The organism is Embleya sp. L77, from assembly GCF_055557415.1.
In genome coordinates this window covers 1,173,930-1,185,971 of the sequence record NZ_CM145710.1, presented here as the reverse complement: position 1 = coordinate 1,185,971, position 12,042 = coordinate 1,173,930, and the positions used below count along the sequence as shown (strand labels likewise).

At 72.4% G+C, this 12,042-nt stretch carries 12 protein-coding genes; 3 read left to right on the top strand and 9 right to left on the bottom strand.

What is annotated here, in order from left to right; all coding sequences use genetic code 11:
• Window positions 1–194: 194 nt before the first annotated feature.
• The 5 genes from ACZOOI_RS35250 to ACZOOI_RS35230 form a co-directional block, all read right to left on the bottom strand.
• The gene (locus tag ACZOOI_RS35250; protein WP_465283635.1) at window positions 195–1,034 is read right to left on the bottom strand and encodes a hypothetical protein; all 840 of its coding nucleotides are present in this window, start codon (window positions 1,032–1,034) and stop codon (window positions 195–197) included.
• Window positions 1,031–2,035, bottom strand: a complete 1,005-nt coding sequence (locus ACZOOI_RS35245) for a fatty acid desaturase family protein (RefSeq protein ID WP_465283634.1) — start codon at window positions 2,033–2,035, stop codon at window positions 1,031–1,033. The genes ACZOOI_RS35250 and ACZOOI_RS35245 overlap by 4 nt, the downstream gene beginning before the upstream one ends.
• Window positions 2,036–2,046: 11 nt before the next feature.
• Complete coding sequence (locus tag ACZOOI_RS35240; RefSeq protein ID WP_465283633.1) at window positions 2,047–3,162, bottom strand: amidinotransferase; 1,116 nt, start codon at window positions 3,160–3,162, stop codon at window positions 2,047–2,049.
• A gap of 462 nt (window positions 3,163–3,624) precedes the next feature.
• A complete protein-coding gene (locus ACZOOI_RS35235; protein ID WP_465283632.1) occupies window positions 3,625–4,287 on the bottom strand; it encodes a response regulator in 663 nt (220 codons plus the stop codon).
• Window positions 4,284–5,411, bottom strand: coding sequence for a sensor histidine kinase (locus tag ACZOOI_RS35230; protein WP_465283631.1), 1,128 nt, complete (start codon window positions 5,409–5,411; stop codon window positions 4,284–4,286). The genes ACZOOI_RS35235 and ACZOOI_RS35230 overlap by 4 nt, the downstream gene beginning before the upstream one ends.
• 195 nt (window positions 5,412–5,606) lie before the next feature.
• Between ACZOOI_RS35230 and ACZOOI_RS35225 the strand changes: the two genes are divergently transcribed.
• On the top strand, window positions 5,607–6,035 hold the full coding sequence (locus ACZOOI_RS35225; RefSeq protein ID WP_465283630.1) for a DUF6223 family protein: 429 nt from the start codon (window positions 5,607–5,609) through the stop codon (window positions 6,033–6,035).
• 232 nt (window positions 6,036–6,267) lie between these two features.
• Complete coding sequence (locus tag ACZOOI_RS35220) at window positions 6,268–7,050, top strand: isoprenyl transferase (protein WP_465283629.1); 783 nt, start codon at window positions 6,268–6,270, stop codon at window positions 7,048–7,050.
• Window positions 7,051–7,352: 302 nt separating this feature from the next.
• On the opposite strand, the gene ACZOOI_RS35215 is transcribed toward ACZOOI_RS35220, so the two are convergent.
• Window positions 7,353–8,585 carry an MFS transporter gene (locus ACZOOI_RS35215; RefSeq protein WP_465283628.1) on the bottom strand — a complete coding sequence of 411 codons (1,233 nt, stop codon included), beginning with the start codon at window positions 8,583–8,585 and terminating at the stop codon, window positions 7,353–7,355.
• Window positions 8,582–8,857 carry a hypothetical protein gene (locus ACZOOI_RS35210; RefSeq protein WP_465283627.1) on the bottom strand — a complete coding sequence of 92 codons (276 nt, stop codon included), beginning with the start codon at window positions 8,855–8,857 and terminating at the stop codon, window positions 8,582–8,584. The genes ACZOOI_RS35215 and ACZOOI_RS35210 overlap by 4 nt, the downstream gene beginning before the upstream one ends.
• 97 nt (window positions 8,858–8,954) lie before the next feature.
• Between ACZOOI_RS35210 and ACZOOI_RS35205 the strand changes: the two genes are divergently transcribed.
• A complete protein-coding gene (locus ACZOOI_RS35205) occupies window positions 8,955–10,160 on the top strand; it encodes an ROK family transcriptional regulator (protein ID WP_465283626.1) in 1,206 nt (401 codons plus the stop codon).
• 209 nt (window positions 10,161–10,369) lie between these two features.
• Here ACZOOI_RS35205 and ACZOOI_RS35200 read toward each other — a convergent pair whose 3' ends face one another.
• Window positions 10,370–11,269, bottom strand: coding sequence for a carbon-nitrogen hydrolase family protein (locus ACZOOI_RS35200; RefSeq protein ID WP_465283625.1), 900 nt, complete (start codon window positions 11,267–11,269; stop codon window positions 10,370–10,372).
• Between the two features lie 116 nt (window positions 11,270–11,385).
• Window positions 11,386–12,039: an SRPBCC family protein gene (locus tag ACZOOI_RS35195; protein WP_465283624.1), complete on the bottom strand. Its 654-nt coding sequence runs from the start codon at window positions 12,037–12,039 to the stop codon at window positions 11,386–11,388.
• Between the last annotated feature and the right edge of the window lie 3 nt (window positions 12,040–12,042).

Sequence of the window (12,042 nt, the reverse complement as noted above, 5' to 3'; positions counted from 1 at the left end):
GATGGTCCGGGGCGGTCTCGTGCCCGCCCCGGACTCGCCACTGCCGCACGCCCCGGGCCAGTTCGGATCCGTCGCCGGCGTGCAGGCCCACCCGCGCCCGGGTTTGTCACCGACCCCGGGGTCCGCTCACACTCCCGGCCCGCTCACGCCCGGGCCCGTCCCGAACCGGCCCGGGAAGGAACCGATCCCGATGCTCAGGTCCACCAGACGAGTTCGCCGTCGTCGTCCTGCGCCGTGAAGCATGTGAGCAGCAGTCGGGCGGCGGGCCGGGCCTGTTCGCTGCCCACCACCGCGTGCGCGAGGTTGCCGTCGATCACGCACAGGTCGCCGGTGGCGACCGGCACCGTCAGATCGGCATGGTCGGTCAACAGCTCCGGCGGATACGGGAAGCCGCTGTAGGTCAGCCCCAGCGCCGCCCGCGAAGCGTCGTCCGGTTCGACGTTCCACAGCCGCAACGCCCCGCTCCCCGCAGGCACTTGCGGATAGGCGTTGATCGCCATCACCCGGGACAGGCGTTGGATCTCGAAGCCCGCCTGGAGCGGGTCGCGGAGCTGGGCGAGATCGTCGTGCGGCATGAGCTGGTAGGCGCCGGTCTGGTTCCAGCACACCGCCTTCGAGTCGCCCGCGACCCGGCCGTCGTGCACGGCCGCGCGGGCCCCGGTGACCACGCCGTGGGCGACGAGCGCTTCGCGCAGGGCCGCCACCGGGTCGACGGCTCCCTCGTACAGGGCCGCCACGGCGTCCGCCGATTTCGCCACGTCGGTCAGGTACTCGGCCGTGCTCTTCTCGATGTGCGAGGCGCCGACGAAGTACCCTTCGACGCCGTCCTGTCCCGCCCCGTAGCGCGGGGTGCGTTGCGGGGAGGCCCAGAAGTTGGCGGTGATCCGCGCGCAGTCCTGCGGCGTGACGAAGCCGGTCACCCGATGCGCGGCCAACTCCCCGCGCAGCACGGCGTGGACGGCGGACACGTCCACGACGCCGGACGTCTCGTGTACGCGGAAGCCCTCGGCGGGCAACGATCGACCGGTGATCACGACATCCTCCCGAATTCGGCGCCGGGTGCGCCGGATGCCCCCGACACGCCGGACGCACCGGACGCGGACGCACGGTGCAGCAGCGGTCGGCGGCGGTCGAGGAAGCCGAGCATGGCCGGGACCGGGCTTATTATCCGCGGTTGGGCATCGAGCCTGGCCCGGTTGCGCTCGCGCACCTGCGGCATCCTCGACCAGTGCATGCCGGGGCTCAGGTGGTGTTCCTGGTGGTAGCCGTCGTTGAAGGTGAGCAGGTTGTACAGCCGCCCGTAGTGGCTCACCGAATCGGCCGCCCGCTCGCTGGGGTCGGCCCCGTAATGGCGGTAGTAGTTCTGTACGTTCACCATGGTCAGCGCCAGGAAGCAGGCCGGCAGGTAGCTCAGCAGCACCCACTGCCAGGAGATCACCGCGAGCAGCGCGGGGGTGAGCACATGCGCCGCCCGATCCGCCTGGATCAGCCGGAGTTCGCTGCGTCGTCGGTGTTCCCGACGCGAGGCCAGCGAGCGCAGGGTGGTCTCGCCCGCGCCCACCCGCCACAGCCGGACCACGTACGACACTTCCCGTACGCGGTCGATCAACGACTCCAGTGCGCCGCCGAGTGCGTAGCGCAGCAGCGGGGCGTGCTCGCCGTTCCTGCCTCGACGGTAGGTCGACGTGGTGTCGCGGGTGGTGCCGTCCGGGCCCGGGGCGTCGTTGTTGAACCGATGGTGGTTGCGCACGTGGGTGAGCTGGTAGGCCTGCACCGATTGGCCGATGTTGGCCGAATTCAGCACGGACACGGCCGCGTTGAGCCGGTCGGAGGTGAACCACGGTACGTGCGTGAACAGATGGGAGATGACGATGATGTTGTACGCCGTCATCACCGCCAGCGCGGCGGTCCCGCCGGCCTGCGCCGGGACCGAGGCGTCGTCCCAGCGCACGGCCAGCAGCACGGTGACGGCGAACTGGGCCACGCTGAGTCCCAGCAGGAGTGCGTCCTTCGGGGTGTTCCGCCAGATCCTCATCGCCGGGTTCCTCACAGGTAGGATTCGAGGGTGCCGCGGCGGCGTACGTCGAGCGTGGCGCAGTGGAACGAGCCGCCGAAGCTGTTGAAGTTCCGGAAGTCGCACGGGATGGGCGTGAAGCCGAACCTGCGCATCGCGGCGATCATCGGCTCGTCCTGGCGCTCCACGATCACCCGTTCCTCGTCCAGCATCAGGATGTTCATGTTGAGCCACTTGCTGGTCATGTAGAGCGGGTGCCCGTCGGGGATGACCGGCTGCGGGGCCGCCATCACGTCCCATCCCTTGAACAGTTTCGGCACCTCGGGGACGCGCTCCGGGTGGATCAGCAGTTTCCCGGGGGCCATCGGCACCAGGGTGGCGTCGATGTGCATCGGGTGCGCGTCCTTGAACTCGAGGACGTGGATCCGGTATTCGTCGCCCAGGTGGCGGCGCAGCCACTCGATGCCGAAGGTGTTGGTGACGTTGCTCGTCTGGGCGATGATGTCCCGGCCGCACCGGGTGAAGTCGGCGGCGTCGAAGGTGGGTTCGAACTCGGTGACCACCAGCCGGGTCGGCCCGTCCGCGCCGGGGTCGGTCCAGTCCTGGTCGTACTGCTCGTCCTTGAGTTCGGGTTTCGGAGCCGCGCTCCACCTGGCCCCGGCACGGAAGTACTCCTTGAGCAGCGGTCGATAGGCCAGCGTCTCGAAGTAGCGGGAACGCCAGGCCATCGGGCATTCGATGATCTCGTTGCCGACGACCAGCAACGCGTCTCGGGGCATGGCCGCGTACATGCCGGTGCTGGTCCAGTCCAGGGTGCGGTAGGTCTGCTGCTGGGGGATGGGTTCCGGGCGGCGCACGGTCACCCCCTCGGCTTCGAGGATGTGCACGAACTGTTCCAGTTCCCGGCGGGCGGCCTCGACTTGTTCGGGCGGGAAGGGTTGGCCCGCCCGGCTGCGGAAGGTGTCGTGTTGGTCGGCGGGTAGGACCGGGGGCAGGGACATGTGCCACGTGGGGAAGCCGGCTCCGTCGACGATGCCGACGATCACCTCCTCCAGCGGGTCCCATTCGGTGTAGGAGCCGACGGGGTACGCCGAGGCGTCCCGGCGCGGCAGCGGTTCGTTCGGGTTGCCCAGGTCGTCGAGAATCAAGGTCCACTCCTCGTCGGGCGGTTCGGGTGGGTTGCCTCGGTGCCGTCGGCGGCACCGAGGCGGAACTCCGGGACGCCGCGCCTGTTGCGCACGGTGGTCGCCCCGTCACCGATCCAATGTCAGGATCACGGTCCGAGACAAGGTCGCTACGATAAGTTGGCTTGGCGGTCGGGGGTTCGCCGTCCGCGCCACGCGGGCCCGCCGCGCCCGGCCGCCCTCCCGCCGCTCCGTCGCCCGCTTCCGCCGGCCGCCCCCGACCTGCGCCGATGCGCCACCCGAGGGCACCGGGAACGGCCGCAGCCCGACGCCGCCGGCCCGTCCGATCACCGCGCCGAGTCGGTATCCCGGGTGAACCGGCGGCCAAACTGGCCGAATCCAGTCGCCACGGCGCGCCGTCGCGGAACCGAACGACGAGGGGCCCGGGGCCGTGGCGAGATCCTCGCCGTCGGTGCCGCGTGGAGGTCAGGAACTGCGCGGGGTCACCAGGCCCGACTCGTAGGCCAGGACGACCAGTTGCGCCCGGTCGCGGGCGTGGAGCTTGGTCATGGCCCGGTTGATGTGGGTTTTCGCGGTCATCGGGCTGATCACCATGCGGGCGGCGATGTGGTCGTTGGACAGGCCCTGCGCGACCAGGGCCACCGCCTCGCGTTCGCGGTTGGTCAGTTCGTCCAGCCCGGTCCGGGCGCCGGTGTCGAGAGGCTGGGAGACGTACCTGTTGATCAGCTTGCGGGTGATCGAGGGTGCGAGCAGGGCGTCGCCGCGCGCGGCGACACGTACGGCGTGCAGGAAGTCCTCCGGCACGATGTCCTTGACCAGGAAGCCGGCTGCGCCGGCGCGCAGCGCGTCGAAGACGTATTCGTCCATGCCGTAGTTGGTCAGGATGACGACGTGCACCCGGGCCAGGGTCGGGTCCGCGGCGATGCGCCGGGTCGCCTCGATGCCGTCGACGACCGGCATCCGGATGTCGATCAGAGCGACGTCGGGCAGGTGTTCCCTGGCCAGGGCCAGGCCCTCCTCGCCGTCGGCGGCCTCGGCCACCACCTCGATGTCGTCCTCGAGGTCGAGGAGCGCGCGGAATCCGCTGCGAATGAGCGGCTGGTCGTCGACCAGCAGGACACGGATCACGAGATCTGCTCCACGGGGAGTTCGGCCCGGACGCTGAAGCCGCCCTCGCCACGCGGTTCCGCGCGCAGCCGGCCGCCGAGGGCGGTGACTCGTTCGCGCATGCCGAGCAGCCCCACGCCGGGCGTCGGGGCGGTGTCCGGCGCAGCCTTGCCGTCGTCGTCGACGCGTATCGTGAGCACGTCCGAGCGGCAGTCGATCCGGACCGACGCCGTGGCGGCGTCCGCGTGGCGGGTGACGTTGGTGAGCGACTCCTGAACGATCCGGTAGACCGTCCGGCTTAGCGCGGCCGGTACGTCGTGCCGCGGTCCGTCGATCGTCAAAGCCGCGTCCAGGCCGCTCATTCGAAACCGTTCCACCAGTTCCGGGACGTGGTCGAGCCCATGGGGCGGGGTCCGGTCGTCGTCGCGCAGCGCCTCCAGGGTCGCCCGCAGCTCCCGGGTGGCCTCACGACCGGCCTCCCGGATCGCGAGCAGGGCATCCGATACCGGTTCACCGCGCTTGCGGGCCAGGTGGACGGCGACTTCGGACTGCACCTTGACGACCGAGATCTGGTGGGTGAGCGAATCGTGCAACTCACGGGCGATGTGCAGCCGCTCCTCGTCGGCACGGCGTCGTGCGGTCTCCTCGCGGGTGCGCTCGGCCTCGTCCGCCCGCCGCTCGGCCTGCCGCAGCGCTTCGCCCGCGGCGCCCGCGGCGATCAGCCAGGCGATCTCCAGGGCACCGCGCGCCCGCGCGAACGCCTCGCCCGTGTCGTGCGGGCCCGAAACCAGGGCCGCGAGCGGGAGCGCGGCCAGCACCGCCACGCTCGCCACCACGGTGACGGTGCGGTGCCCCTCCCGGACGGCCGCGTACACCGCGAACAGGAACGCCACGGCGGGCACGTCGAAACCGGCCGCCTGGTAGCCCACCGCGCACAGCCCGGTGGCGGCCAGGACGGGAACGGGAGTACGACGGCGCCGGACGAGCGCCAGACCGCCGGCCGCCAACAGCGCGTGGCCGAGCAGGGCCGGGCTCGTGCCGGAGTGCCCCTCGGACAGGCCGGTGACCAGCAGCGTCGCCGCCACGCCGACGGCGATCGCCCAATCTCTCACCGCGGCCGGGACATCGGGCCAACCTGTGCTCATCCGCGCACCCTAGTCGGTCGCCCACACAGCCGAATCCCGCTCGCGGCCGAGCGTCCGGCTACCACGTGCGCAGTACTTTTCCGGCGCCTGCCGTGGCCGCGGCAGCGCGAAGAGTCCGCGTCCGCCGGACGACCCGAGGCGGCCCCGGGGACATGCTCGGGTGGTCCGGTTCGAGCGAGGAAAAGGAACACATCGATGTCCGTGCGCACCGTGCTTGTCGTGGTCGGAGCCGTCCTGATCGGTGGTCTCGCGCTTGCCGAACCGGCGGCCGCGGACCCCTCGGTCCATCCGGTCGCCGCGAGTGTCCAGACCCTGAGCGCCGGACGCATCGGGGCCATCGCGGCCGCACTGACGGGCATCCTCGGTGCGGTGAACGGCGGGCTGGCCCTGGCCCGCCCCGCCGCGGGCGGTCACCTCGGTGCCTGGGTCGCCCGGAACGGGGTCGTCACGGCCCTCGTGGCGGGCTCGCTCGCCATCGTCGTCGGCGCGGTCGTCGCGGCCACTGCCGACGGCGGCCTCGGTAGCGGCAACGGGCTGGGCGGCGCCTACGTCGCCGTGCTGGTCGGCCTCCTCGCCGTCGCCCTGGGCTGGGCGGCCCGGCTCCGCTCCCGCCGCACCGGCTGACCGCACCGCGCGCCCACCGCGGGCGCCCACCTCCCGCGCGACCGCGACCGCGCCCGCGGTCGCGCGGGCCGGGCCGCCGGGTGTGCGCCGCCGGTCGCCCGGGGCGCCGATTCGAACATTCAACCTGGTCAAGTGGCTTGTGCGCCAACACCCTTGGGTGCGTTCGTCGAGGTCGGGGACGAACTCCCTGGTATGGTCCGCCGAGGGTTTCGCCACGCGATGGAGAGGGTTCATGAAGCTGCTCCCGCTGTTCCTCCGGCGGCCGATCGAAGCGGTGTACGAGCGTCGACTGGCCGCCACCCTGGTGGGGCTGCCGCGCCCACAGCACGTCGGGATCATGCTCGACGGCAACCGGCGCTGGGCCCGGCAGGCGGGACACGCGGACGTCCGGGAGGGGTACCGGGCGGGTGGCGCCAAGGCGACCGAGTTCCTGGGCTGGTGCGCGGCCGCGGGGATCGAGCGGGTGACCCTCTTCATGCTCTCCGACGACAACCTCGGCCGCCCTGCTGAAGAACTCGGCCCGCTGATCGAGATCATCGAGGAGACCGTCCGGGACATCACGGCCGAGGGCCGGCCCTGGGAGGTCCAGGTGATCGGCTCGCTCGACATGCTGCCCGGCGCCGGCGCCCGAGTGCTCAAGGAGGCCACCGCCGCGACGGTCGGGCGTGGTGGGCTCAAGGTGGACGTCGCGGTCGGCTACGGCGGCCGGCGGGAGATCGTCGACGCGGTCAAGAGCGCCTTCGAGGCGCACATGGCGGCCGGCGGCGACCCGGCCGAACTGGTCGCGCGGTTCGAGATCGAGGACATCTCCCGGCATCTGTACTCGCCGACCGCCGCCCACACCGACTTCATCATCCGTACCTCCGGCGAGCAGCGGTTGTCCGGCTTCCTGCTCTGGCAGTCCGCGTATGCCGAGATGCACTGGGTGGACTGCTACTGGCCGGCGTTTCGGCACGTGGACTTCCTGCGCGCACTGCGCTCGTACGCGAGCCGCGAACGGCGATTCGGCAAGTGACCGGAGCCGGGGCCGGAGCCGGAACCGGGGCCGATGGTCGCCGCAGCCATGCGTGCTGAACCGGGCCCTCGGTAGTCGATCCGTTCGGACCTGCCCGGCCAGGCGTCGAACGGCGCCGTACGGTCCGGCAGGTCCAGCCGCGCGGCCGGCCGTGGCCGTGCAGCGGCGCGGCGGCCGTTCCGGACGCCGGACGCCGGGCGCCGGACGCCGGGCGCCGGTGCCCGGTGCCGGCCGGGTGCGCAGTCGCCGCCGGCCGCATTCCGGTATCGGATCGACGGGGGAGCGGCACCCCCAACGAAGCGCTACCGGCTCTTCGCCTTCACCCGCAGTACGTTCGCGCTCGCGATCAGGGCGAACGACAGCGCCGTCACCACGCCGAACGAGACCACCAGCGATGTCGCGTGTGCCAACCCGCCGATCAGCGACGGGGCGATCAGGCCCGAGGTGTAGGTGACGGTCGCGACGCCCGCGATGGCCTGGCTCGGATTGGGGCCGCTGCGTGCCGCCGCCGCGAAGGCCAGCGGGACGACGACCGCGACGCCCAGGCCGAGCAGGCCGAACCCTGCCATCGCGAACGCCGGGGCCGGCGCGGTGATCACCAACAGGCCGCCCGCCGTGGCCAGTACGCCCCCGGCGCGGACCGTGCGGACCGGGCCGAACCGGTCCACGACCGGATCGCCCGCGAACCGCCCCACCGCCATCGCCAGCGCGAATGCCGTGGTGGTCGCGGCCGCCAGGCCCGCCGAGGTGTCGAACTCGTCCTTCAGGTAGACCGCCGACCAATCCAGGCTCGCGCCCTCCCCGAACACCGCGCAGAAGCCGACGAATCCGATCAGCAGCGCCGACTTCGGCGGCAGCGCGAAGTGCGGCGGGGCTTCCTCGTCCGGGTTCGGCGGTACGTCCAGCACGCCGCGCGTGGCCGCCAGACCGAGCAGCAGCAACACGACGGCGGCGGCCGGGTGGTGGAGCCGCGCGTCGAGGTCCAGCTGTGCGGCGAGCGTGCCGACGGCGGAGCCGAACAGCACCCCCACGCTCCACATGCCGTGCAGGCCGGACATGATCGACCGGCCCAGCCGGTTCTCGGTCTCCACGCCGAGCGCGTTCATCGCGACGTCGGGCAACCCGGCCGACGCGCCGAACACGAACAGCGTCACGCACAGCACGATCAGGTTCGGTGCGAGCGACGGCAGCACCAGCGCGAGGGTCCACAGCGACAGCAGGATGCGCAGCGCGGGGCGTGCGCCGAGCCGGTGGTTGATCGCCGCGGCGAGCGGCATCGCGAGCGACGCGCCGATCGCCGGGAACGCCAGCGCGACGCCCAACTGCCCCGGGCCGACGCCCGCGTGGTCCTGGATCCACGGCACGCGGGTGGCGAAGCTGCCGGTCACCGCGCCGTGCACGGCGAACACCGCCGCGATGGCCCGGCGCCCGCGGACGACGCGCGCCCGCTCCGTGAGGGCGTCGGCGGGGCCACTACCGGGCGGGGCGGCCGAGGCCGCCGCGGGGACCGCCCCGGCCGCCCCGCCGTCCGTCACCGCCGCTCCTTCGCACCGCAGACGCCGTCCACGTCGCGGGCGTTCGCGGCGGCAGGCTCGGTGGCCTGCCATACGTACGTCCCGCCACCGCCGCGCGGCCGCCGCCTCCGGGCCGCCCGACCGGGCGGATCGAAGGCATCCGCGATGCCGGGCCTCGGGGTGACGGCGGCGACGCCGGTGGAACCGCCGATGCCCATCTCTCGCTCCCGGCCACAGCGGACCGCCTGGATGGCGCCGACGATCCCGGCCGCCTGAATCGCTTCAAAAGACATGAAATCCCCCCGAGTTGCCCGGCTCTGTCCGCCCTGCTACCTGACAATAAACTATCAGGAACCCTGCCTGAAAGAAATATCTGCGAGGATCGACCCCATGCCCCCTGCCTCCCCCAGCACCGCCCGGGCCCACAACGACCGGCTCGCCCTCCGGCTTCTCCAGCAGCAGGGCCCGCTGACGGCGGGGCAGCTCAAGACGCTCACCGGACTGTCCCGCCCGACCGTGGCCGACCTCGTCGAGCGACTACAGAGCTCGGGCCTCATCCACGACGTCGGCGAGTCCGCGACCGGCCGGCGCGGCCCCAACGCACGGCTGTACGGGATCGTCGCCGACATGGCGCACCTGGCCGCGCTCGACGTCCGCAGCGAGACCGTGAGCGTCGTGATCGCCGACCTCCTGGGCACCCGCCTCGGCGACGCCGCCGCACCCATCGACGCCGGCGACGGCATACAGGCGGCCGTCGACCAGACCATCGCCCTCGTCGAACGCGCCGCACGCGACGCCGGCGCCACCCGCCTGCACAGCATCGGCATCGGCGCGCCCGGCCTGATCGACCCCACCACCGGCGAACTGCGCCAGGTACCGAGCCTTCCCACCTGGCACCGCAGCCTCGCCGGCGCCCTCCAGGACCGCCTGCACACCATCGTCCGGGTGGAGAACGAGACCAACCTCGCCGCCCTCGCCGAACGCCGCCTCGGCGTCGCCCGCGACCACGAGACCTTCGTGCTCATGTGGCTCGCCAACGGCGTCGGCGCCGCCGTCGTCCTGGACGGAAAACTGCGCCGCGGCGCATCCGGAGGCGCGGGCGAGCTCGGCTTCCTGCCGGTCCCCGGCACCAAGGACCTGCCCTCGCGCGACGGCTGCGACGGGGGCTTCCACTCCCTCGTCGGCAAACCCGCCGTATGCGAACTCGCCGAACGGCACGGGCTCGGCCACCTCATCCCGGCCGGCCACACCCCGCACGACGCGGCGGTCGAGCCGCTCGGCGCCACCGTCGTCCGTGCCGCCCGGGCCGCCGGCCCCGCGGGCTCCGCCTTCCTGGACGAGTTCGCCGGACGCCTCGCCCTCGGCGTCTGCGCCGTCACCGCCGTGCTCGACCCCGGCTTCGTCGTCCTCGCCGGCGAACTCGGCCACGCCGGCGGTGACGACCTCGCCGAGCGGGTCCAGGCCAAGGTCGCCGAACTCTCCCCGGTCGACACCGTCGTCCGCGCGACCACCCTCGGCGGCTCGGCCGTCCTCCAAGGCGCCCTCTTCGCCGCCCAACAGGCCGCCCAGGACGCGCTGTTCCCCTCCGGCAACTGAACCCGGCAGCGCGGCGCCCGGCCCGGAAAACGCCGAGGCCCGTCTTCGACCCCCCCGCGTCGCGGTGCGCGGCGGGGGATCGGAGACGGGCCCTGGGAGATGTGCGTTCTGCGGGCGCCCGCGGCGGCGTGCCGGTGGTTGCCGACGATCGTGGAGTCGCCGCCGACCGGCCCGCCCGGTCTACGCCGGGCGGCCGGGCGGGAAGGGGGTCAGCCGTGCGGGAAGGTGGTCTTCGCCGGGCGGACCAGGTCGTCCGCGTAGTTCGCGATCAGGTCCAGATTGCGGTCGGCCAGGTGGTCGAAGACCTGGGGGACGTTGGAACCCGGGGTCAGCGATGCCAACGCGCGCTCCGGGTCCAGGCGGGCCGAGACCCAGCCCTCGTGCGAGGAGCCGCGGGCGACCACCTCGGCGCCCGGGGTGACGATCATCGAATTGCCGAAGTACAGCACTCCGGCCGGGTCGCTGCCCGTGGCGTTGGCGCCGATCACGTAGACGTGGTTGTCGTACGCCCGCGCCCGGCAGGTGAGTTCCCACAAGTCGGCGGAGCGCAGCAGGGCCGACGGGCGGCAGATGATCTCCGCGCCGTGCACCGCCTGGATCCGGCTCAGCTCCGGGTAGTCGCCGTCGAAGCAGATGATCATGCCGATCCGACCGAGGTCGGTCTCCACCACGCTGACGTACTCGCCCGGCGTCACCCACCCGCCGCGCGAGCGCAGTTCGGGCCCGAACGGGTGGGTCTTGCGGTAGACGCCCAGGACCCGGCCGTCCGGCCCGGCCAGCACGGACGAGTTGTACACCACGCCCCGGTCGTCACCGCGCTCGTACGTGCCCCACACCAGGTGCACGCCCAACTCCCGGGCCCGCGCCTGGAACGGCTCGGTGAGCGCACCGGGGACGTCGTCGACCAGATCCCACAGCTCCTCGGCGCTCAGCGCCGGGGTGAAGCCGGTGGTCACGCTTTCCGGCAGCACCACCAACTCGGCACCGGTGGACTCGACGCAGCGGCTCACCCAGTCCAGCGCATGGGCGATGTTCGCCTCGACCACCGCCGCCGTGAGCGGTCCGGGCCGGGGCACGACCTGAACGGCCGCCGCCGTGAACGCACGCATGGCTACTCCTTTCCGAAACGATCATCGACCAACGACCAACGACCGACACCGACAACCCGCACCGACAACCCACACCAACGACAGCGACCAGCGACCAGCGATTCGACGACCGACGATCAGCGACGGCGGGCGATCACGCCGCCGACGATCGCGCCGAGCAGCGCCACCGCCGCGCCGAACAGGGCACCCTTCGCGAAGTCGTCGCCGAGCGAGGAGGTCGGGGCCGCATACGCGGCGGCGGTCGGCGCGGCATCCGCGACCGCGGCGCCATCGGCCGTCGCCACCACGGGAGTTCCGTTGACCGCGGCAGGCACCGGCGTCAGCGGCGTCTGCCCGGTCAGGATCTTGTCGACCGACTTGAAGAACTCACCCGCCGTCTTCTTGGCAACACCCGTCAGCATGCGCTGTCCGACCCCGCCGATGACCCCGCCCACCACGGCCTCGGCGTCGTACTCCAGCCGGGTCCGGCCGCCGTCGATGTCCGCCAGGGTCACCTTGACCTCGGCGCTGACCGTGCCCGGGCCGCCCGAGCCGGACGCCTTGAGCATGAACGAGCCCGGCGGTACCTGGTCGGTGAGCTGCACGTTGCCCAGGTAGGTGCCCTTGATCGAGGCGACACCCATCGTCACCGTCATCCGATACGCGTCCGGGCCGGTCTCCTCCAGCTTCTCGCAGCCGGGGATGGTGCGGGTCAGTACGGCCGGGTCGTTCAGCGCCGCCCAGACCTTGTCGGCCGGCGCGTTCAGGATGGCGTTTCCTTGGACCTTCATGGT